The organism is Providencia sp. PROV208, assembly GCF_028479465.1.
Lineage (GTDB): Bacteria > Pseudomonadota > Gammaproteobacteria > Enterobacterales > Enterobacteriaceae > Providencia > Providencia alcalifaciens.
In genome coordinates, this window is record NZ_JAMPNS010000017.1 from 23,813 (window position 1) to 47,224 (window position 23,412).

The 23,412-nt window shown below is 40.8% G+C and carries 22 protein-coding genes; 12 read left to right on the plus strand and 10 right to left on the minus strand.

Going from position 1 to position 23,412, the window contains the following annotated elements:
• The first annotated feature begins 79 nt into the window (after window positions 1-79).
• Together ubiC and ubiA are read left to right on the plus strand one after the other, a co-directional pair.
• Window positions 80-583, plus strand: coding sequence for a chorismate lyase (ubiC, locus tag PR766_RS13780; protein ID WP_006658581.1), 504 nt, complete (start codon window positions 80-82; stop codon window positions 581-583).
• Between the two features lie 74 nt (window positions 584-657).
• On the plus strand, window positions 658-1,512 hold the full coding sequence (gene ubiA, locus PR766_RS13785; RefSeq protein WP_036968431.1) for a 4-hydroxybenzoate octaprenyltransferase: 855 nt from the start codon (window positions 658-660) through the stop codon (window positions 1,510-1,512).
• A gap of 76 nt (window positions 1,513-1,588) precedes the next feature.
• On the opposite strand, the gene plsB is transcribed toward ubiA, so the two are convergent.
• The gene (plsB, locus tag PR766_RS13790; RefSeq protein WP_006663382.1) at window positions 1,589-4,093 is read right to left on the minus strand and encodes a glycerol-3-phosphate 1-O-acyltransferase PlsB; all 2,505 of its coding nucleotides are present in this window, start codon (window positions 4,091-4,093) and stop codon (window positions 1,589-1,591) included.
• Window positions 4,094-4,217: 124 nt separating this feature from the next.
• On the opposite strand from plsB, the gene PR766_RS13795 reads away from it, so the two are divergent.
• Both PR766_RS13795 and lexA read left to right on the plus strand, forming a co-directional pair.
• Window positions 4,218-4,592: a diacylglycerol kinase gene (locus PR766_RS13795; protein ID WP_006658578.1), complete on the plus strand. Its 375-nt coding sequence runs from the start codon at window positions 4,218-4,220 to the stop codon at window positions 4,590-4,592.
• A gap of 138 nt (window positions 4,593-4,730) precedes the next feature.
• On the plus strand, window positions 4,731-5,348 hold the full coding sequence (gene lexA / locus PR766_RS13800; protein ID WP_006658577.1) for a transcriptional repressor LexA: 618 nt from the start codon (window positions 4,731-4,733) through the stop codon (window positions 5,346-5,348).
• Window positions 5,349-5,573: 225 nt separating this feature from the next.
• On the opposite strand, the gene zur is transcribed toward lexA, so the two are convergent.
• Window positions 5,574-6,092, minus strand: coding sequence for a zinc uptake transcriptional repressor Zur (zur, locus tag PR766_RS13805; RefSeq protein WP_006663380.1), 519 nt, complete (start codon window positions 6,090-6,092; stop codon window positions 5,574-5,576).
• 956 nt (window positions 6,093-7,048) lie between these two features.
• Here zur and PR766_RS13810 point away from each other — a divergent pair.
• From PR766_RS13810 to PR766_RS13840, 7 genes are all read left to right on the plus strand, one after another.
• Entirely contained in the window at window positions 7,049-7,627 is a 579-nt protein-coding gene (locus PR766_RS13810; RefSeq protein WP_006658575.1) for a fimbrial protein, read from the plus strand.
• Between the two features lie 93 nt (window positions 7,628-7,720).
• A complete protein-coding gene (locus PR766_RS13815; protein ID WP_154635919.1) occupies window positions 7,721-10,210 on the plus strand; it encodes a fimbria/pilus outer membrane usher protein in 2,490 nt (829 codons plus the stop codon).
• 34 nt (window positions 10,211-10,244) lie between these two features.
• On the plus strand, window positions 10,245-10,982 hold the full coding sequence (locus PR766_RS13820; protein WP_154635920.1) for a fimbria/pilus periplasmic chaperone: 738 nt from the start codon (window positions 10,245-10,247) through the stop codon (window positions 10,980-10,982).
• A gap of 11 nt (window positions 10,983-10,993) precedes the next feature.
• Window positions 10,994-11,485, plus strand: a complete 492-nt coding sequence (locus tag PR766_RS13825) for a fimbrial protein (protein ID WP_154635921.1) — start codon at window positions 10,994-10,996, stop codon at window positions 11,483-11,485.
• 11 nt (window positions 11,486-11,496) lie between these two features.
• The gene (locus PR766_RS13830; protein WP_006658571.1) at window positions 11,497-11,991 is read left to right on the plus strand and encodes a fimbrial protein; all 495 of its coding nucleotides are present in this window, start codon (window positions 11,497-11,499) and stop codon (window positions 11,989-11,991) included.
• Complete coding sequence (locus tag PR766_RS13835; RefSeq protein WP_006658570.1) at window positions 11,991-12,542, plus strand: fimbrial protein; 552 nt, start codon at window positions 11,991-11,993, stop codon at window positions 12,540-12,542. Before PR766_RS13830 ends, PR766_RS13835 begins: the two co-directional genes overlap by 1 nt.
• A gap of 65 nt (window positions 12,543-12,607) precedes the next feature.
• Window positions 12,608-13,462 (plus strand): MrpH family fimbial adhesin, encoded by an 855-nt coding sequence (locus PR766_RS13840; protein ID WP_036979045.1) that lies wholly within the window; start codon window positions 12,608-12,610, stop codon window positions 13,460-13,462.
• Between the two features lie 164 nt (window positions 13,463-13,626).
• Here the strand turns inward: PR766_RS13840 and PR766_RS13845 are convergent, their stop codons facing one another.
• The 8 genes from PR766_RS13845 to PR766_RS13880 form a co-directional block, all read right to left on the minus strand.
• Window positions 13,627-14,103 (minus strand): FidL-like protein, encoded by a 477-nt coding sequence (locus PR766_RS13845; RefSeq protein ID WP_006663376.1) that lies wholly within the window; start codon window positions 14,101-14,103, stop codon window positions 13,627-13,629.
• Complete coding sequence (locus PR766_RS13850; RefSeq protein WP_036979043.1) at window positions 14,104-15,063, minus strand: winged helix-turn-helix domain-containing protein; 960 nt, start codon at window positions 15,061-15,063, stop codon at window positions 14,104-14,106.
• A 453-nt stretch (window positions 15,064-15,516) separates the two neighbouring features.
• On the minus strand, window positions 15,517-17,553 hold the full coding sequence (locus PR766_RS13855; RefSeq protein ID WP_154635922.1) for a TonB-dependent receptor plug domain-containing protein: 2,037 nt from the start codon (window positions 17,551-17,553) through the stop codon (window positions 15,517-15,519).
• 138 nt (window positions 17,554-17,691) lie between these two features.
• Window positions 17,692-18,537, minus strand: coding sequence for a ModD protein (modD, locus tag PR766_RS13860; protein ID WP_036968448.1), 846 nt, complete (start codon window positions 18,535-18,537; stop codon window positions 17,692-17,694).
• Window positions 18,534-19,352, minus strand: coding sequence for a class I SAM-dependent methyltransferase (locus PR766_RS13865; RefSeq protein ID WP_036968451.1), 819 nt, complete (start codon window positions 19,350-19,352; stop codon window positions 18,534-18,536). The genes modD and PR766_RS13865 overlap by 4 nt, the downstream gene beginning before the upstream one ends.
• An 11-nt stretch (window positions 19,353-19,363) precedes the next feature.
• Entirely contained in the window at window positions 19,364-20,131 is a 768-nt protein-coding gene (locus PR766_RS13870; protein ID WP_006658562.1) for an ABC transporter ATP-binding protein, read from the minus strand.
• Window positions 20,128-21,132 (minus strand): FecCD family ABC transporter permease, encoded by a 1,005-nt coding sequence (locus PR766_RS13875; protein ID WP_154635923.1) that lies wholly within the window; start codon window positions 21,130-21,132, stop codon window positions 20,128-20,130. Before PR766_RS13875 ends, PR766_RS13870 begins: the two co-directional genes overlap by 4 nt.
• Window positions 21,129-22,160 (minus strand): ABC transporter substrate-binding protein, encoded by a 1,032-nt coding sequence (locus PR766_RS13880; RefSeq protein ID WP_036959862.1) that lies wholly within the window; start codon window positions 22,158-22,160, stop codon window positions 21,129-21,131. Before PR766_RS13880 ends, PR766_RS13875 begins: the two co-directional genes overlap by 4 nt.
• A gap of 193 nt (window positions 22,161-22,353) precedes the next feature.
• On the opposite strand from PR766_RS13880, the gene gntR reads away from it, so the two are divergent.
• Window positions 22,354-23,349, plus strand: coding sequence for a gluconate operon transcriptional repressor GntR (gene gntR / locus PR766_RS13885; protein WP_006663368.1), 996 nt, complete (start codon window positions 22,354-22,356; stop codon window positions 23,347-23,349).
• Window positions 23,350-23,412 lie beyond the last annotated feature (63 nt).

Genomic DNA, 23,412 nt, shown 5'->3' on the forward strand with positions numbered 1-23,412 from the left:
AACGATGCTGGTTGTGGCTTTAACACGCTAGAGTAGCAATCAGGGGATAACCATAATTTCTATGGTGGAATTTGATTGAATGCATGAAACGATTTTTACCTCTCATCCTATAAGCTGGTTCGTAGAAGGCGAAGAGAGTGTTCCTGAAAATGTATTAGGTTGGTTGCAAGAGCAAAGGTCGATGACCAAACGGTTTGAGCAGCATTGTCAGAAAGTGACGGTGATACCTTATTTAGAACGCTATATCTCACTGGATATGCTCACCACCGACGAACAAAAATGCTTACCAATTAGTGAGCGTTATTGGCTACGGGAAGTGATTATGTATGGGGATAATATCCCTTGGTTGATTGGCAGAACGCTGATCCCAGAAGAGACGCTCACCGATAATGACAAAAAATTAGTCGAGCTTGGGCGAGTCCCATTAGGGCGCTATCTCTTTAGTCATGAACACCTAACCCGAGATTATATTGAAATGGGCACCAGTGCTGACCGCTGGGTTCGCCGTTCCTTACTTAGACTGTCCCAAAAACCATTATTATTAACCGAAATATTTTTACCTGAATCACCTGCATATAGATAACTATCTAACATAATTCAAATGACGTTTATGGGTAAAATAGAAGCATAAAGGAGCACGACAACGTGGAGGGAAGTATGGCGCTAAGTAAATGGCATGCATACAGCCGTTTAATGCGTATTGATAGACCTATTGGTTCACTCTTATTGCTGTGGCCAACCTATTGGGCGCTGTGGATTGCGGCCCAAGGCTCGCCAAGTTTGCATATCCTGATTGTCTTTACGGCAGGTGTATTTTTAATGCGTGCCGCAGGCTGTGTTATCAATGATTTTGCTGATCGTAATTTCGATGGGCACGTAGAAAGAACCAAACACCGACCACTGCCTAGCGGTGATGTCACGGAAAAAGAAGCAAAAATCCTATTTGCTGCGCTGGTGGGGCTCTCTTTCTTATTGGTATTGAGTTTGAATACCATGACTATCTGGTTATCGGTCGCAGGCTTAGCGCTAGCGTGGATCTACCCGTTTGTAAAACGCGTGAGCCATTTACCTCAAGTCGTATTGGGGGCTGCATTTGGCTGGTCAATCCCGATGGGATTCTCAGCCGTTAGTGAGTCCTTACCATTAGTTTGTTGGTTACTGTTTTTAGTGAATATTATCTGGTCAGTGATTTATGACACCCAGTATGCGATGGTTGACCGCAACGATGATTTAAAAATTGGCGTGAAATCGACGGCGATTTTGTTCGGTCAATATGACAAGCTGATTATTGGTTTACTACAAATTGTCATGGTTGGCTTGCTGGTGGTGATTGGCTCATTGGCTAACTTAGGCATGGTTTATTATGGTTCGTTAGTGCTAGCCGCTGCGCTGTTTGTTTATCAGCAGCAATTGATGGTGAACCGGGAACGAGCGCCGTGCTTTAAAGCGTTTATGAATAATAACTATGTCGGTTTAATTCTGTTTTTCGGTATGGTTGTCAGCTATTTCTAATCAGTGAAATGGATAAAAAAAGGGTAATGCAAATGCATTACCCTTTTTTGTTGGTGCGTCTCGCTGACTTGTGAGATTACTCTTTCGGTACTTCTGAGCTTGATTCGGTCGTTTCCGGTGTGCTTATTGGTGCCGGTTTCGGTGCTGAAAGCTCTTCAGTTTGGCTCACGCTTTCAATGGTCAAACGGATTTCCGGTGACATTAAGCGGGCAAGCACTGCATACAGTTTTTTCGCATTGGTAGAGAAAATATCGTTCTCGTTATTATCGATGTACCCTTCATCTTTGAGTGTATCGACCAATGTCGAGAACACGGCCTTATCAAAGAATTCAGGGGCATTAATACCGTGTAGAACGGACAGACGCTGCGCGAGCATGCGGCTTTCTTTTTCCAATGTATTGCGGCTGACTTCTGGGCTTGCATTGAGTAATGATAGCGTGATGGCATAACGTTGCAGTGTTTCACGAACACCTGCTGCCAGCAGCTGTAAAGGACGAATACGGCGAGGATTTAATACCACCATATTATCGTCTTTCAGGCAGATCAACTTTTGGCTGTTCAGCTCATCAATCAATGTATCCACAGTGCTGACGAGTGCGTTAGTGTCATAACGCATAAAGAGTTCAGCTTTCAGGAATGGGTAAATCAGACCAACTTGCTGGTGGATTTCTTCACGACTAATACGTTCATGGTGTAGCACCATGCTGGCTATCAATGATGGCAGAACCAGTAAATGATGGATATTGTTACGGTAGTAAGTCATTAAGACGGCATTTTCGCGAGGCAGGATAATGATATCCCCCATGCTATCTTTTTCGACTTCAAACTTATTCATCTGCAATGCGTGTTCGAGAAGCTCTTCTGCCGTTTTGTTCGGCGTCGTTGCATCTGCGGTATAAGGTACATTACGCAGTAGTTGCAGATAGCATTCGATTTGCTCAATCAGTTGTTCGCGGGTCAGTGAACGTTGACGCGACGCTAACAGTGCTGTTGAACATAAGTTAATCGCGTTAGCGGCTGCCGCATTATTGATATTCACCATAATGTTATCAGCCAGACTACTGACCGTTGGGTTCAACCAAGTTGGGCGCTGAGGCTCAATAGGGTCAATGGATTCACGCCAATTAGGTACGCGATTATTTAAGTATTGGGTGAGCGAAATTGGCTGACCAAAATTCACATAGCCCTGACCTAAATTACGTAACTTACGTAAACCACGTACCATCGAGAAGAAGCCTTCTTTCTCTTTTTCCGCGCCACGTAATTCTTTCGCGTAAGTTCCCACTTCCATCACATGCTCGTATCCAATATAGATAGGGACGATAGTGATAGGGCGAGAGTCTCCACGTAACATGGCCTGCAAGGTCATCGACAAGGTACCGGTTTTAGGTTCCAGCAAGCGACCTGTACGTGAGCGTCCACCTTCCACAAAGTACTCAATCGAATAGCCGCGAGCAAAGAGCTCACTGAGGTATTCGCGGAATACGGTAGAATAGAGTTTATTGCCTTTAAACGTACGACGAATAAAGAATGCCCCTAAACGGCGGAAAATGGGACCTGCTGGCCAGAAATTGAGGTTAATACCAGCTGCAATGTGCGGTGGTACCAGCCCTTGATGATAGAGAACATATGAAAGCAGCAAGTAGTCCATGTGGCTACGATGGGACGGCACATAGACAATTTCATGACCATCTTGAGCCAATTGACGAACACGTTCAGCATGCTGAACGTTAATCCCTTGATACAAGCGGTTCCATGTCCAACCTAAAACTCGGTCAGTGAGTCGTACTGCTTCATATGAGAAGTTAGCGGCGATCTCTTCCATCATCGCCACGGCATTTTGCTGGGCTTTTTGTAATGGAATTTTTTTGCTGCGAGCTTCATCTTCGACGGCTTTTTCAATCGCTTTAGAAGAAAGCAATTTATTAAAAAGCTCATAACGTGCAGGCAGTTTTGGACCGACAGCCGCCAAACGTTGGCGAGAGTAATGAATACGCGCCACACGAGCGAGTTTATTGGCAATAATCGTGTCGGTACCATGCTCTTGCGCCATTTGACCCAGTGAAATACTGGGTGAAAAACGCACAAAGCTATCGCGCCCTAACCAAAGGACGGCGAAGAATTTTTGCACACCGTTTAGTAATTTCAGGGGTGCAGGCTTATGGCCTTCGCGTCCAGGCGCTCGCCCGAACATGACCGATGCTGGCAGCATTTGAATATCTAGATTTGGATTATTTTTATGCAAATCAAGATACGCATGGAATATTTTTACTGACTCTTTACGTGGATCTGGAGAGTAGTAACGGAATACACGCGGACCATCATCAATGAACACATAGGCAGGGAGCTGGGTGCCATTGATGTCGTTATCCACGAGAGGATCAGGTAAACCAATCGCTAAGCATTGTTGGCGAAGCGTGAGAAGGTCGGACTTTGAGTGATATGGCAAAACGTACAGCGTTGGCTTGTTTGGATCAAGCTGCAACTCTGTTATCGGGTCCGTTGGAATTAGTTTACTTTTTACCAATAATTTCAGTGGTAAATTCAACGTGTTGTAATATATTTTACGCCATAGTGACATAAACGATTATAGCCTCTTGTTAGTAATGCTGCGCAATCATATCAGAAAGCAGTGTTTAGATCTGTTATCGATAATTCACTTTGACTGCAAAAGTTGATTATTGTTTAAAAATTAAGGAAAAAATATGGCAAGTCAAACTAAGGGACTCACGCGAGTTATCAAAGCAGCTGGGTACTCCCTTAAGGGTTTAAAGGCAGCATGGGTGAATGAAGCCGCATTTAGGCAGGAAGCGGTTGCTGCTATCATTGCGATAATTATAGCTTTTTACTTGGACATTAGCCAAATTGATAGAATTTTACTGATAGGTTCAGTGGTTTTAGTCGCGATCGTCGAGTTAATAAACAGCGCTATTGAAGCCGTTGTTGACCGTGTTGGCACGGAATATCATGAATTATCGGGCCGAGCAAAAGATATTGGCTCCGCTGCGGTCTTTGTCACCATTGGATTGGCGTTATTTATTTGGGCTACCGTTCTCTGGGAACGTTATTTCGCACTTTAATAGTCTAAAAATAACAAAAGAGAGAAAAAGCAAAGAATTCAGCAATAAATTACAGATTTTGGCTAATTTAACAGTTCCCAATCCCCATTTACCTGTATATACTCACAGTTTGACTGTATAAACAAACAGGGGAACGGGATGAAAGCACTGACAGCTCGACAGCAGCAAGTTTACGATCTGGTGCGTGACCACATTTCGCAGACGGGCATGCCACCAACACGCGCTGAAATAGCAGCAAGTTTGGGATTTCGTTCGCCTAATGCGGCAGAAGAACATTTAAAAGCCTTAGCTCGTAAAGGGGTTATTGAAATTGTTTCTGGAGCTTCCAGAGGCATTCGTCTGTTGTTAGAAGAAGAAACCGAAGATTTAGGGCTTCCTCTGATTGGGCGTGTCGCCGCCGGCGAACCATTGCTTGCACAAGAACATATTGAAAGTCACTACCAAGTTGACCCAGAGTTATTTAAACCTCATGCGGATTTTTTATTGCGTGTGAATGGTATGTCGATGAAGGATATCGGCATCATGGATGGTGATTTACTCGCGGTGCATAAAACTCAGAATGTCCATAATGGACAAATAGTTGTGGCTCGTATCGAGGATGAAGTCACCGTTAAGCGCTTTAAACAACAAGGCAATCGCGTTGAATTGATTGCTGAAAACCCTGAGTTTGCGCCAATCGTTGTTGATTTACGCGAACAGAATTTTACTATTGAAGGGTTAGCTGTTGGGGTTATCCGTAATAGCGATTGGCATTGATGATGAGTGATTGAGTCTGGTAGCAGACTCAATATCTCTTTTTATCGGGTGTTTTTTCTTTATATTGTTCTTCCGTTTATATAGGCTTTTCTTTTTATATAGCCATATAACTCTTATTCACTTCGCTCTATCTATCTATCTATCTATTGCCTCTGCCATTAGGTTGTTATCTATTATAGCTATGGCGCGAGACGTTAATCTTATTAACCTTTGCTGATAGGTTTTTTACGGTTTTTTCTTTGGATTAGATGGGGGCTGATGGTCATGATCGCAATGTTCATGATCTTGGCAACTGGTGATTTCAACGCATTTTTGACATAAACCATGGTTTTCTACAACGGTATGCCTGAGATGAAAATGATTTTCTTCAGCAAGCGTACTAATAGCCTTTTCTATGGTTGTACAATCACTTTCCGTCACATTCCCACAATTATCACAAATCAACATCACTGAGATATGGCTTGGATTATCCACATGGTGGCAGACCACATAACTGTTTGTGGATTCAATTTTATGGATAAACCCTTGTTCCATTAGGAACTCTAAGCCGCGGTAAACAGTAGGGGGTTTAGCTTGAGGTTCTATTTCACGCAGCAAATCAAGAAGGTCGTAGGCACTAATCGCCCCATGTTGCTGTGCAATTAGTCGTAAAACCGTTTCTCTTTGTGGAGTTAAACGAACACCTCGAGACTGGCAAATACGTTCGGCCGTCGTAAGCAGCATATCTTCACTGATTATTGTCATCTTGTCTGGCCCCACCTAAATAGCGCTTCAAATGTTTATTACTGTTTAGTTTATCATAACTTCGGCTCCTGTTGCGTTTGAAATGATGTTTATGGAATAAACAATTTTCCCTACAATTAATACAGAGTTTTAACTTTAATAAACGTATGGTTAATAAATAACAGATACCTTATTTAAATGGTCAGCTTTTTTATTTTAAATAAAACTCTAATTGCTACATTTTGGTTAATAAATTGACGATCTATTTAACCAAATAAAAACAAATATTGAAATTTATGGTTACTGCTTGATGCATATTTTAATTAAGACTTATCTTACCGTCTGTTTTTTATATAGCAATTACTTGTGTAAAGGTGACTATTCTTGGGTGTTAAATCTAATAAATTTTCCTTTTATTGGGTTATTAGTTTGTAAATAAATATAAATATAGATTTTTATAATTATAAGGTTTTTGCAATATTTTGAAATTTTTATAAATACAAAATGAAGTCTTCATATAAATCTTTCTAAGTAATTTATTATTTCTTCAAGTTTGCTTACTCATTTAATGTTTAAAGCTTGTTTATGTCGGTTTTTCGATATAAAAAACCAAGCTAACTCTCTATTTGGGTGTTTTTTGACAACATATATCACATATGTAGAATTGACATCAGAAAATATCACAAGGTAGTCATCAGAATTCATTTAGTGTTCTATATCAATTTTAATTAATTAATGAATGAATCAATAATTAATTTGGAAGTGAGAATGTTGGCTCAATGATTTCTGTTTTTTAAATCACATAGATGAGATGGATCTTGTTTATATAAAAAAATCTCTAACCTGAATGAAATTCATCAAGTAGGAAAGCTAGAGGAATCTTCAAGGGCGCACTACTTAAGTAAAGAAACTTAATTCTGCATCGTAGAAACAGGAAAGAGAAATAGCAGTTCCTACTCATTCAAAGGAAAACTTTTATGAAACTGAATAAATTAGCATTAACTCTAGCTTTAGGTTTAGGTGTTGGCGTTTCTGGTGCTGCTTTAGCTGCTGACCCAGTAGAAAGTTCACAAGGTGAAATTCGTTTTACTGGTTTCATCAATGATGTTCCATGTTCAATCGACGCTGACAACCTGAAGCAATTAGTTGAATTCGGCGAAATCGCATTGCACGAACTGACTTCAAACCAATTCCGTTCAGATAGCAAAACGTTCGATATCGTTCTGAAAAACTGCTCAACTGAAACTTATAAAAACGCAAAAATCACCTTTACTGGTTCAACAGTAAACGGTTTCCAAGGCTTCACTGGTGACTTACTGGGCTTAGGCGGTAAAGTTCAAAACGCAGGTATCGTAATCACTAACGGTGCTGACAAAGTTGTTGAATTTGGTAAAGCATTCCCAGGTACTGGTGACGGTTATGCGTTAAACAATGGTGACGGTTCAGAAACTACTCTGCACTTCGCTGCATACGTTAAAGGTAACGAAGACCCAACTAAGAAAGCAACAACAGGTCGTTTTGACACTGTCGCTAACTTCAAAATTGTTTACCAATAACAGTAAGTTTCTATAGAGAATAAATATGGCGTAGTCATACGCCATATTTTTCAAACTATTTTCATTGTCTTTGTTTTTATAGGTGCGCAGTTAATGAAAAGCATGAAACTAAATCTAATTACAAAATTAATGCTTTTAATGTTAACGCCAATGGTTGCACTCTCTGAAGAAGCCGTTGATTTTAACACCGACTTCATTGATTCTGACGGTAAAGAAAACGTCGATTTCAGTAAATTTTCTCACGCCAATTATGTCCCACCTGGAGACTACTCTTTAGCGATTGAAGTCAACCGCGCTAAGGTTTCTATGGAACAACCTATCACATTTTTTAATCCTAATTACGACGATAAAATTTCATTGGCATGTGTTACCCCTGAAATTTATGCGCTATTGGGATTAAAAAAGGAATGGGATAGCCAAGTCAAATGGCTAGATGATGGAAAATGTTTGGATATTCGTTCTGTTCCCGATATGACAATTCAAGGGGATTTGGCGAAGAACGTTGTAGAGTTCAATATTCCTCAGGCCTACATGGAGTATTCAGACCCTGATTGGGACCCACCATCACGTTGGGATGACGGGATTATGGGCGCATTTATTGACTATAACGCGACAGGACGCGTTGTTAATAAACAAACCGGCGATAAAGGAACGAAATCAGGTCTGACGGCCACGGGGACTATGGGGGCAAACATCGGAGCATGGCGTTTGCGTGCTGACTGGCAAACACAAAATGGTGAGCTGAATAAAGGCAGTAAATCATGGTCTTGGAACCAGTTATATGCGTATAGAGCCATTCGCTCGATGAGTGCTCGCCTGACATTAGGTGAACAATATTTAACATCAAATCTGTTTGATAGTATTCGTTTTATTGGTGCAACTCTCGAAACCAATGAAGCTATGCTACCACCTCGTTTACAAGGCTATGCTCCTGAAATTTCTGGTGTTGCAAAAACGAATGCGACAGTCATAGTTAAACAGGATGGTCGTATTATTTATCAAACAGAAGTCAGTCCTGGTCCATTCCGTATTCAAGATGTGAACTCATTCGGTGGCGGTACACTGGACGTGTCTATCCAAGAACAAGATGGCACGACAACAAATTACCGTGTTGAAACTTCTCGACTGGGTACGTTAACTCGTCCGGGACAGTTGATTTACCAATTTGTGATGGGTAAACCAACGAAAGATGACCATAACACTCAAGGCCCTGCATTCAGTATGGGGTCGCTGTCTTGGGGTGCGACGAATAACACCACTGTTTATGGCGGTTTGTTGGCATCATCCGAATATCAAAACGTCGCATTTGGTTTGGGACGTGACTTTGCGCCATTTGGTGTGTTATCTGGAAACATCAATATTTCACACGCGCAAATGGGTCGATTGGATGACAATGAAACGTTGACGGGGAATTCCTATAACCTGACGTATTCAAAACAATTCGACGAAATTAATAGTCAGATTACCTTCGCGGGTTATCGATTCTCTGAAAGAAACTATATGTCGATGAGTCAATTTGTTGACCGTCGTTATAGAGGGGATAAGGTCGATAGCGGTAAAGAGCTTTATACCATTATTTTTGGTACCGCATTCCCTGATTACAACGCGAATATGTATTTGAACTATTCACACCAAACTTATTGGAATAGAGCGTCTACAAACCAGTACAACTTTACGCTATCGAACTATTTTGATATTGGCAAAATTAAAAATGTCAGTCTGAGTGTGACGGCATATAAAACGAAATCACGCGATAGCGATGATGACGGTATTTATTTAAATCTGATGATCCCATTGGATAAAAATGAATCAAGTATTAGCTATTCCGGCTCGTATGCAGGGGGTAATAATACCAATAACGTTAACTACTATAGTCGAATTGATAATCGCTCTTCTTACTCGGTTTCTGCGGGTAACTGGGATAAAGACAAGTTAACGACAGCTGGTACCTATAGTTATGATGGTGATAGAAGCCAATTAAACCTCAGCGGAACTTATATTCAAGATAATCAAACAACCGTCTCGATGCAGTTAAAAGGCGGAATGACCATGACAGGCGAAGGCGGGGCATTACACCGTAATAATTCAATTAAAGGCGGATCAAGAATATTAGTCGATACTAATGGTGTCGCGGATGTACCCATCTTAAATGGTGTTACACCCGTCGGGACTAACCGCTACGGTAAAGCGGTGATCACGAGTGTGATGGACTATAACCGTAATAACTTAAATATCGATCTGAAAAATGTGCCAGATAATGCCGAAGCATTGCAATCGACACAATATGCAACGTTGACTGAAGGTGCGATTGGATATCGTAAGTTTAATGTCATTACGGGGCAAAAAGTAATGGGAATTATCAGCTTAGCTGATGGGGACTACCCACCGTTTGGGGCTTCAGTCAAAAATGCGAAAAAAATAGAAGTGGGAATTATTTCTGATAAAGGTTTTGTTTATTTAGCGGGTGTTAATCCATCAGAGTCTCTTGATGTGGTATGGGGTGATGATGCTTCATGTCATATTCAATTGCCTGAAAAATTAGATAACAACATGGAACATAATGTTTTATTACCATGTAAATAATTATAAATAAATTTTTAACGTCAACGGTGAAAATATGAATTTATTAAATAAACGTAATGCGGTAGCAGTGTTAAGTGCCTCATTACTCGCTCAGTCAGCCTATGCGGCAATTGCAATTGATAGAACTCGTGTCATTTATAACGAGGGCGATAAGTCGGTGAGCGTAGGTTTAAGTAATGAACATAAAACCAGCCCATATTTGGCACAAGCATGGATAGAAAACGATAAAGATGAAAAAGTCAATTCACCGTTTATTGTGACTCCGCCAGTGCAGCGACTTGAAGCGGATACAAAAAGCCAAATCAAAATTCAATCGGTTCCGGCTATCGCTAAATTACCTAAAGATCAGGAAAGTGTTTATTACCTGAACGTGAGAGAAATTCCACCTCGTAGCGAAAAAGCCAACGTATTACAAATTGCATTACAGACAAAAATTAAATTGTTCTATCGTCCTGCTGTAATTGCAACTAAAGAAAGAATGGATTCAATTCCTCAGGAAAATGATATCAAACTGGTCAAGCAGGGTAGTGGATATATCGTTAAAAATCCAAGCCCTTATTTCTTATCCATAACTCAATTGAAAAAAGGCAATACGGACGTTAGTAATTTTGAGCCAATTATGGTTCCACCGCGTGGTGAAGCTGGTTTAGGCAAAAACACAGGAGATATCGGGGCATCACCAACCTTAGTTTATCTCAACGATTTTGGCGGTACGATTGACTTGAAATTTAACTGCAGCGCGGTTGAGTGTTCTGTCGTACCTAGAAAATAAGGTCTGCCGCTATGATGTCTATTAAAAATTTAGCCAAGGTATTATTGATATCATCGATTCTTTATACGTCAGGTACCTTTGGATTCTCAGGTTACCTGTATGTGGAAATTAAAGGTGTCGTCTTATCCAAGCCCTGCCAGATTAATAATGGACAAGCCATAGAAGTCGATTTTGGCGATGTCATGACTACGCGTGTTGAAGGTGAAGTGTATAAGCAGCCAATGGACTACACGATTACTTGCAAAGACGGTGTTCAGCCAAAATTGAATATGTATATTGACGGCGTGCCCGCGGTGTTTGACCAACGGGCGCTTAAAACGAGTGTTGATAATCTTGGAGTACTTTTTAAAGCGGATACCAGTGATTTCCCATTAAAAAGTAAGCGCACGGTTAATTTTGCATCACCCACTAAATTATTTGCGGTATTAGTGAAGAAAAGTGGTGCAGATCTCCCAGCGAAAGCCTTTACCGCCAACGCAACACTCAAAGTCGAATATCAATAAGGGTGATAAACATGCGGGACATTTATAAGCTCATTGGGATGTTTTTACTGTTTATCATCTTCCCTTTCTCTTCAGTGGCGAAAGACAATGAAACAGACATTCTGATTAAAGGTAATTTAGTTACCCCTCCACCGTGCCATATTGATAACGGCAAAGATATTGAAGTGGATTTTGGTAACGTCTCCATTAAGTCTATTCAAGGTAATGCTCAAAAAAGGCAAGTAAATTACCAAATTCAATGTGAAGAAAATAAGAATAACTGGGCCATGTATTTAATGTTGAATGGCGCCAAAAGTACATTTGATATCAATGGATTAAATGCAGGAATTCCTAACCTTGCTGTTAAGTTTCAGCTGGGCGATCAAACATTAGATTTAGGTAAAAAATATTTAATCAACCCAAGTAACCCTGGTGTACTTTGGGCGGTATTGGTCCGAGATGGCAATAAGGAACTCAAAACAGGTGACTTTATTGCAAACGGAACCTTGCTTGTGGAGTACCAATAATGAATAAAAAAATACGTTTTGGAATTTTATTTGTCTTACTGGGAAACCTTGTTGCGATGGGAACGTATCCTGTGCAGGCTGCACAGAATAATATGAAAATTAAAGGGACGTTAGTGAATTCTCCTTGCGTAGTCTTACCTGAAAATTCAAAGGTTGAAGTCGACTATGGGGATATCCGACTTTTGGACATCTACGAGCCTGGATTTCAATTTCCCAATGAGCAATTCACGTTAGTACTGTCTGATTGTGATCTGACGATTGCACAAAAAATGAAAGTGAAATTTTCAGGAACTGAAAACTTACAGTTACCCGGTTCTCTCGCGTTGACAGGCAGTGATTTAAATCCAGGCTTAGGGATTTTTATCGAGCTATCGGATGGCACTCCGATGAAAATTAACCAATTTTCATCGCTAATGCCAATCAGTAAAGCGGGTAAAAATGAATTACAGTTTAATTCATTTATTAAAGCAACATCTGATGTTGTGAATAATAAGCAAGTGAAGGTGGGTAAAATCTCCGCCACTGCAACATTTATATTTGAATACGAATAATTTTATTATGAAAGTGTATTGCTTTGATTTGTTTTGGTTTTATTAAATATATAAAGAGAGCTGAAATGGGAAAACGAATTCAAAGGTTATTATTAATACCGTTGCTTTTTATAAGTTCGCTTGGCTATGGATCGACTTATTTTTCGTATGTTGAAGATATTGTTAATTCAGGTAGTAGCCACACTTATTATTACCAATTTGATTATTGGAAAGCGAATTCTCCTACGGAACCAAATCCTTGTGTTGCTGTTTTAGGCTCCGCGGGTTCTCGAAATTGTTATTTTACGATTAACCATCTACATAAAGCACCGAATATTGGGGGGGCTGGGTCTCGTAAGGACTGGGAATGCGCTATAAATTTTGCGACTTACCCGACGATGGCATCGATTATCGATGCTGCGCAAAACCAATGTGGTCTGAGTTTTCCTAAAAAAGGAGAAACCCGTCACTCAGGTTCTATTACCGCAGATGAGTGTGTTGGGATCTTTTTAGACACAAACCGCACCAGTAGCTCAGCAAAAATGTTACCCGGCGGAATTTGTGGCATTGCACCGCCACCAGCAGGTAAATGTTATTTCAACTATGTTGCCAATAACCGGCTCGAATTAGACCATGGATCGTTAAATGCAGGTGATCTGAATGGGAATACTCAACGCGGGTTCTTCTCTATTGTTTGCAACCAAAACATGCGAGTAAAAGTGTCTTCAAATATGTTGCAGGAATATGTGCCTTTACGTTCGAATGGCGAATTAATGTCGCGAGTGACATTGAACGATCAGCCTGCATGGCTTGGTACTATTATCAATGCAAGAGCAAACACGAATGAACTTGTAACTGTGGAATCAGTGTTGAAAACAAATGGTACGGTTGCACCAGGGAATTTTAGTGGTGTATTGACTCTGGTTATGACTATTCCATGATGTAAAGAAACAAGAATTTTGTATTCGTCATTTTCCCATGTTGACGGTTTTGCCTACTTAAACGTAATTGTTGGTAGGCTTTTTTTATTCTATTTTTTATTTATTAGAAATAGTGGTTATTCAATATAATACTTATTAGGTATTTTGATTGTCTAATTCTATTCTTACTCTGCAGAGCAAGTAAAAGCGGAATAAGCTTCATCTTTTAAAATATAAATATTATCTTCCATTTTATTAACATTTACATAATATTTTATTTTGTCTTTTTCTAATTGTATAAAATTAGAAAATACGTCATTAGGGGTGTTATCAGAATTTGTAACAGATGAGGAATTCATTATCACTGCATAATTACCCTTTTTATCTACAGGGGTATAAGAGAAATAAACAGCACGATCTAGTCGATAAATAGTTTCTTGATTTTTTATATAACCATAAAAATTCATTCTCCCATTATGATTGTCTGAAATCTGTAGAGACATTTTAGATTTGAGAATAATACCTTCAGGAGTACTATTTTCTTTTATCCATACTATTTCAGAATGGCAAAGTTTTATATCTTCTTTCTCTTTTTCGAATGTTAAATATGAGATAGGGGCAATAACTGCAGCTAAAGCCGCAGTAATAAGATACTTTTTCATTTAAATTCTCTGATCGTTAATAGAAACACAGTCAAAATGATTATTTTTTTCTTTGCAGATACTTATTGCTGCATTCTTATCAAATGAATAAGATGCATTTACGTCAGATAGAACAATAATTCTTTTGGGCTCATCACAAGAGATATTATATTTATCTAGCTTTTTATTAATAAACTCTAGATTAGTTTTAATAGCTTGTTCATTCAGGTTTATAGGTGATTGAAATACACAGCTATCTCGAACTCCGAAAGTTGTATAACTATTTTTAACTGCTCCTTGGTTGGTTAACTTATTGATAAATAAATAAAATAATAATATCACCACTAGTGGTAATATCATAAAAAATAATATTTTTTTCTTTTTATGACTGTTTTTTACAGTATTCTCTTCTAAAGAATCAATAGGTTTTATATTTAAATCATTAGTAATATTACTGAATGGAGTTTGAAATGACATTGTTCCATGAATATTATCAGAAATAGGAATATCTATAGCTTCATCGGGTTGATGGGCTAATAATTTCTTAGATGGTGTAGTGAGCATTTCTGTAATCTGATAATTATCGGAGGTGATAATTTCATTAGATACAATTAGCTTATTGTCATTATCCATTGCAATACTGGAAAGGTGGCTATCAATTCTAAATCCTTTTTTGGGAACTGTTACAATTGTTTTTGGATCAATACCAACCAGCTCAAGCTTTTTTCTGATTTCACTGATATAAGTATTTAAATTATTATTAGAGCCAACAAGACCATATTCTTCCCAAACATTTGTAAGAAGTTCATCACGAGTTGCAATTCCTTTTTTTAGATTTAATAAAAGGATTTCACCAAATAAACGAGCAGCGGGTTTAGATAATTCAATATGTTGATCTGGATCATCTTTTAGAAAAATACGGCTTGTTCTTTGCTCAAAAATAAATTTGTTATCGATTGTATAATCATGTTTTTCAATCATAGTTACCATCAGCTCTCTGAAATTCAAATAATTCAATAGCTAAGCCACTCATTAATTATTAGCTTAATGTAATTTAAGTGAAATTTATATTGGGGATTTATAGATTTTATTAATTTAATTATGAGTATAGTCTAAATAGGGATTTGAATAACTTCAAGTATTCGGTGATGAGCTTTTTTGCAATAAATTAGCAAAAATATTGATTTGAATATGAAGATGGAGCTATTAACTAAATTAAACAATAATCCTAGATTATTATTATAAATAAATTCATTTTTTGTGTTACATCGACAGATAAAACTAAATTTTTTAGAAAGTTAGGCAGGGTAATTTATAAGAATAATCCTAAGTGATTTCGCTTAATTTTATTTATAAATTAGTTTAATGAATAAAACAATTTATTTTTTTGATTATAAGGCAAGAAAGTAAATTCTTGCCTTATATAATTAAGTACTAGTATTTGTATTCAATTCCTAACCAATAGTTACGACCTTCCTCTATATAGCCATCGGTATATTCATAGGATTTGTCGAACAGATTGTTGATTGAGCTATTCACTGAGAGCCCATGCCCTAAGTCATAGTCTACGCGTAGATCTGTTTTGGCAAACCCGCGCACTTTGTCTTCACTATCTACATAGTTGAATGCCCAGCTTCTAGCTTCTTCTGTAATGGTGATGCTTATTGGTTGATAAGGTGTAAATTTTACCCATGCAAAGGCTTTATGGGTTGGCAATTCAGCCACATGGCGGACGCTGTAATGCTGAGGATCAGCATGGATGTAACTGTAGTTTATGCCCGCCTCCATCCAATCCGTAATTTGCCCAGTAGTGCCTATATCTGCGCCGACATAATTCACTTTACCGCTGTTACGGTTTTGCAGCAGTGTGCCGCCTTTTTTATTCTCGCCCACATGGTGCGCCATAATGGCATCCGAAACGTGGTTATAGTAGGTACTCGCCGTGTAGCTCCACACAGGAGTGAAATGCCCTTTATAGGTTAAATCAAAGGTGAGTGCGCGCTCTGCATCCAAATGTGGGTTAATGAGGAATGAATCGTCATTCTTCATTTTGTTTTCGGTGTAGCGTTCTTTTTGTGTCGGGAAACGACTTCGTTCTGATACGGAGAACTGAACGGTATCTTCATTTTCGAGATGGTAACGCGCCATCATTTCCCAATTAAAGGCATGCTGGTTATTATTGTCATAGCGCTGAACACCTTCCATTGCCCCTGTTTTTTTGTTGTAGATGTAGCGCTTACCATCATCACTATCACGCCAGTCATAACCAATACCACCGATAATATCGAGCTTATCCGTAGCAACCCATTGATATTCGGTAGAAACTGACCAAGTTTGGTCTTTATAACGGTCAAAAGGATTGGTTTTATTGCTACGAGAGCGGTGAACATCTTCTTTCCAGTGAGCGGCAAATGACAGCATATCTAATTCGCGTACAGTAAAGTCAGCGCGTAAATCGGCACCATTGCTGTAGTCATCATAGCGGCTATAGTTGTAATTGCCTTTTTGATAATCTTTTACGGATTTATATTGGTGCAGTGTATTTTTGAATGAGTCGTGGTAAATACGGCTTTGTAGTGCAATATTATCGGTGACCTGTGTGGTGCCATTAAAGTAGATGCTCTCTTTATCATAGGCTGGCCATTGCCAGATTTGTTGTTTATCTGAGTTGGCATTTGGCGCGCTATTTTTGTCGCCATCTTGTTTAATGTAAGTGACGACATACTCATCGGCTTCGCGTGGTGTCCAACCCATTTTCAGCATTAAACGCTTATCATCAGTAGCCGAGTTAGTACGGCGCCCATGAGTACCGGCATAAGGGTTATTATCATCAGAACTTGGTAACCCCATAAAGCGTTGCTTATATTGACTACCACTAACTTGAATAAAGCCTAAGTCATTACGAGCACCAAGACGAGCACTGACGTTATGAGCATTGTCCGCACCTCGAGCAAAACCTTGATTAAAGCTTAAGTTAGCTTCAAACGGCTTTTTCGGAGTTGCGGTCGTTAAGTTGATTGCGCCGCCCATTAAGTTAGGACCTTGCAGTAGGGATGTATAGCCAGTAGAGAGTTCTACACTGGCGAGTTCGCTGGTCATAAAGCGCCCAAGATCGAGCGTACCATCATAAGGCACATAGGTTGGAATACCATCGAAGAAAACGGGGACTTGGCGGCTGTCAAAACCGCGTACATTCACTTGGGTTTCATTACGGTTACCGGATTTTTGAATGGCTACACCAGGGAGCGTACTGAGTGCTTGTGCGACGTTAGTTTTATTAAGCTGCTTCATTTGTGATTCAGTGATCACATTAGCATCTGCGGCAAGTGGGGTACTCCACACTGACATAACGTCATGGCTGGTTTCAGTTTGCGATTTTTTAGGTGCACTTTCGGTGTTGTTTACTGCTGCTTGCCCGTGTGCTGCGAATAATGCCATTCCTATTAAATAGGTAATTTGTTTTATTTTCATTATTGGTTTCCAGTTAGTTTTTATTGCGATGAATTTCGATATATATAAATATATATAGCGATAGGCGTCGCATTTGCCATAAAACAGCATCCCGCGGCTAACCGCAGGACAAGGTTTTAAATCTGTTATTCAGTACGTTTAAGATTTAAATATCTGTACTTTGATATCTCTCGGGTTTGCGTAGTAGGGCGCTGAGGTGACTAATAAAGGGACACCTGTTTGGGCAAAACGCTCGATAGTTTGTAGGTTAACGCCTCCGGCAATGGATAAGCGGCTATGGGATTGGGTATCAACCACTTTGCGCTGTAATTGCTGTATCTGTTCTACCGGTAGCTTATCAAGCTGCACAATATCGGCTTTGGCATCAATGGCGAGTAAGGCTTGGTCATAGTCATCGGCTTCGACGATAATCTGTTTTTCAGGTGCAGCGGTTCGCAGTGTATGAATATGAGCTTGCCAATCATGAGGATCAGCTAAGCAATTGCGATGGTTGGTGAACAGTAAAACAGTTTCAGCGCTTCCTGCACGATGGATGATCCCGCCACCAGCAAGAATGGCCGTCAGAGCGAGTGGCTTCGTATTGGGAATAGTTTTCCGCGTGCAAGCCAGTTGCCCATTGGGCTGATATTTTTTTAATAGGGTAACCATCTGGTAGGTGTAGTGACTGACACCGCCACACCATTCCAACACATTCTGTACAGCTTTCCAGCCTTGATGCAATGCCTCTACTGAGCCTGAGGCGCTGATTACGCAGCTTTGTGGCTCCACGATATCTCCATCACGACAGTGACATTCGCTGGTAATGCCTAATTTACTTAGCATGCGTTGAGCGATAGTCAATCCACTGATACAGCCTCCTAATTTGGAGGTGAATGTCATGGAACCTTGCTGATGATCAAGTCCGAGAGCACGGCTGGTTAAATCCCCGTACTGAATATCATCGAGGAGCAGCTGGTCAATAAGGGCATCAGGTATATAGATCATAATGTGAGGTCCGCTTCATCCACGACATCCCATGACACCATTGCCCAGCTTCGGGATGGGAATGGCAGTGTTTTGCCCTCTGCGGTTTGTTTATTGTAATAGGCGTGCAGTTTTTCTTTTTCTTCGGCAGTGAGATCTTTGAGTGACCAGTTTATGCTATCAATGAATGCTTCTGCGCTGTCAAATCCGCCAGCATTATGACTGTTAATAAAGTCGACACGAGCATGAATTCCCATTTGATGAAGGATATTGACCGCATAGATATACGTTGGCAGGCTAACAACCTCACGCCCAATTTCACGGATAATTTTTTCATCTATAAAGGTTGGGTTTACGGTATGAGTGGTATAGACGCGTAAGTTAGTCTGGCGATTCAGCTTTAAGAGCGCCGCTTTTAAATCATCTACAAGGGTAGAACGGGATGCGACGGAGATATCGGCTTTTGGTAATTCGTCCCAGCTATCCTCCCATGCTAGTGGTTTAAATTGGGCATTGGTGATGTTCATTTCTTTGGCTCGGATATTCGCCATCTCTAGCATGCCGGAACTGTAATCGATACCTGTAACGGATTGAAATTGGTTTGCGAGATATAGGCTAATGGAACCCGGTCCACACCCGACATCCAGCAATGTATTGGCGCCCGTAAAATCCATTAATTGGCGAAAGCGAATTAAGTATGGATCATTCGGGTTGGCACAGTTTTGTGCCATTTGTTGGGCTTTTTTATCCCAATGTTCAGGTTCTTTACGTGAACGTTGAGCCTGTTGCATGTGCTGCTGGTACATCTGTGCAAAATCGAGTTGGTGAATAAGCATAATCCCTGACCTTAACAAGTAAAATTGAGTGGAAGCTGAAAATGAGCCGTAATGCTCGGCGCATCAATATTATAGAGTTCTGCCAAGTTAGTGAGCGTTAACATACTTTGAGTAGAGCCTTGCCGCGCTTGATGGTGCTTATCTAACAAAATGACATGGTCGGCAATGGCAGCCGCATGCTGGGGATGGTGGGTGGACATCAATACGGTGATGCCATGCTGCTTCAACCCTTGGACATGCTGTAACAAGCGGATTTGGTTACCAAAATCGAGACTAGCGGCGGGTTCATCCATAATCAATAACTGCGGTTTTTGGATTAAGGCTCTGGCAATGAGCACGAGCTGTTTTTCTCCGCCACTGAGCGTGCTGTACAAGCGAGTGGCAAGGTGGGCGATACCCAATTTTTGTAATTGCTCGAGAGCATCGGTTTGCTCTTTCTCGCTCGGGACTGAGAATAAGGACAAATGCGGTGTAAGCCCCATCATGACCATATCGACAACAGAAAATGTAAATGGCGTATCGTGTGCTTGTGGTACGTAAGCAATCACTTTCGCTATATCCCGTGGTTTTAACAGGCTGATAGATTTGCCTTGTAAGTGAACATCTCCATGAATCGCAGGAAGCAGCCCTAATAATGTTTTTATTAGGGTGGTTTTACCACAACCATTCGCCCCAAGCAGGCAGGTCATTTCCCCTTCAGGTAAATGCAGATTGATACCTTCGATGATGGCTTGGCGATGATAACCAATCGCGACATTATTTAGGGTTAACATACTCATTTTACTCGCCTTGTTTGCAGCAAAATGGCTAAGAAAAATGGCGCGCCTACCGCCGAGGTTAAAATACCCAAAGGTAGCTCAATGGCTGCTATCGTTCGTGCGAGGGTATCGGTGATGAGGAGTAATATCGCTCCGATTGCCATTGCCGCAGGAAGTTGATAGCGAAAGTTAGCACCCACTATCATTCGAGTAATATGAGGCACTATTAGTCCTACCCATCCAATAATCCCTGCAATTGACACGGTACTGGCCGTGATCAGTGTTGCGCTGATAATTAAAATGGTTCGATTTAAGGTGACGTTGACCCCTAAACTTTTGGCTTCTTCGTCGGACAAACTGAGCAAATTCATACGCCAGCGCAGCATCAATAAGGGAATAAAACCCACCATCATGACAGGAAGCACGGACCGTAAATCTTGTTGAGTAATGGAGGATAACCCACCTAATAACCAGAATGTAATAGACGGGAGTTGAGTGTAGGGATCAGCTAAAATTTTCATTAATGAAATCGCTGAGCCACACATAGCGCTGATCGCGACGCCAACCAATACCAGAGACAAGATAGGGTCATGCTGGCGCGCTAGACGGGCAATCAGATACACCACGGCTACCGTGATGAGCCCACCTATGAAAGCGAACAGCTGAATAGAAACGAGGGATTGCCCTAAAAAAATTCCCAAAACCGCGCCAACACCGGCACCCGCTGAGACCCCTAGAATATCAGGAGACACGAGTGGGTTACGAAACATGCCTTGATATGCCGCGCCTGCAATCGCAAGTCCTCCACCAATAATGATTGCTGCGAAGACACGAGGAAATCGAATTTGCCAAAATACAGTGCTACTGCGTGGGTTATCCACCGGTGATTGAATGAATAGGCGATACAGTTCTTCCAAGGTTAGTGAGTATTTACCATTGGTTAATGCTATCAACGCACAGAGCAGTAAAATGACCAGCAGCAGCAAAGGCTTAGTTTTCGTGTTCAGCCAGCCCGTAGTCATGACATTTCCATCAGCAAATCAACCTGTGGTGAGGTTAATGATGAATGATAAAACAGCTCAAAAAATTGCCTGAGGTCGTGAGTCATGGTTTCTTCAACGGCATTGTCGAAGTGGCTCTGTAAGCGTCTCATACCCAGTAAACGATTGATGCCCGGTGGTCCGTCTAACCAACCAAATGGCATGCCAGTGAATACCAATAGGTTGTTTGATTTTATGGCACTGAGCCCTGCCCACAGAGGGGAATGAGTAAGGAGTTCAACGGCTTCATCATATTGGGTAATGATAATGTCAGGCTCCCATTGGTACAGTTGTTCCATGGAAACATCGGTTAAACCGTAGAATCCTTCAATATCCACGACATTACGAAAACCCAACATTTCAATCGCTTCGGTATGAATCGAGCCCTTTGTACCTGTTTGTAATCCTTTCGCACCTCTTGCGAGGTAAAAACTGCGGGGGTTTTGTTGTTGGGTCAGTGCAAATTGTTGCGCATTGCTAAGATAGCGTTCTGCGATCATACTCAGTTTTTCAGCCTGTTGATTTACATTCAATAGGCGACCGAGTTGGCGCAGTTGTTGTGGCGCATCAAGAAGCTTGCCATCCATCAGTAGATAAGGGATCCCCGTTTGTTTGGCGACTTTTTCTGCTTGAGAACGGTAAGTATCATCCAGATTGCCTGTATCGAGGATCAAATCAGGATGAAAAGCCAATAACTGCTCAAGGGACAATGTGCTACCCCGCCCAGCAAGGCGTCCATAAACGGGTAAGTTCATCCATTGGGGCGCAAACAAATCGCTATTGCCTTTTTTTAGCGAAATCGAGGCGAAACCCACCATTTTTTCAGGGGCAAGGGCAAACATCAGTAAATCTGCGGGCGGTCCCGCCGTGATCACTTTTTGAATATTTTCATGGGAAGGTAAATGACCAAATAATGCCTCTGCGACAGGGCTACGGCTAAATGCAGGTAAACTATAGAATGCCGTGAGGACCGCGCAGGATTGGAGAAAATGTCGTCTATTCATTGCCATAATTAGTATCGTTATACTTATATTTATATAGCGCGAAAATTAGCGAAGTCAGGCAAGAGAGTCAACAGTAAAAATGCGATACGGCTGAAAAGTCGACGTTTCTGTGATTTAAAGCAATAACAAGGATTGCTATCCATAGACAGATCGCAGAACATAATGAAATATAAAGGCGTATTATAGATATATGGGATATATGAAGAATAAAAGACCCTCTTTGCAAGATGTAGCCGACCGCGTCGGTATCACGAAAATGACGGTGAGTCGCTTTCTACGTAATCCTGAGCAAGTTTCAGAGTCGTTGCGTGGGAAAATTGCGAATGCAGTTGAGGAGTTAGGCTATATTCCAAATAAAGCACCAGACATTTTATCGAACGCCACAAGCCATGCCATTGGTGTCCTACTTCCATCTTTAACTAACCAAGTTTTTGCTGAAGTGATTCGCGGTATTGAAACTGTGACGGATCGCTATGGTTATCAAACCATGTTGGCGCACTATGGCTATCGGGCGGAAAAAGAGGAAGAGCGTTTAACATCTCTACTTTCTTATAATATTGACGGCGTTATTCTTGCCGAACGTACTCATACTGCCCGTACTCAACGCATGCTAAAAACAGCAGGTATCCCCGTTGTTGAAATCATGGACAGTATTTCGCCTTGTTTTGATATTGCGGTGGGAATCGACAACTTTGAAGCTTCTCGTCAAATGACCGAAGCAATGATTGCACGCGGTTGCCGTAAAGTCGTTTATTTAGGCGCTCGGCAGGATGAGCGAACAATTATCCGTTTGCAAGGCTATGAAAAAGCGATGCTTGATGCCAAGCTTACCCCGCGTAATTTGATGACCCAAGAAAGCTCCTCATATTCCCTTGGTGCACAATTGCTTCAAGAGTGCCGCGTGAAATATCCTGATGCGGATGGCTTATTCTGTACCAATGATGACTTAGCGATCGGTGCCATTTTTGAATGCCAGCGTTTAGGGATCAACGTTCCTACCGATTTAGCAATATCGGGTTTCCACGGACATGATGTGGGGCAGGTGATGACCCCTAAACTGGCGAGTATTTTAACACCCCGAGACCTGATGGGGCGCAAGGCTGCGGAAGTGTTGTTATCCAGAATGCGTGGAGAGAAATTACCGCAGAAAAAATTCGATGTTGGTTTTAAGTTACTAACTGGTGAAAGTATCTAGTAAGGTTGCATCGAGTCAGCAAAATATTATTGCGATTATCATCACAGTTCCGTCGTTTTCTTC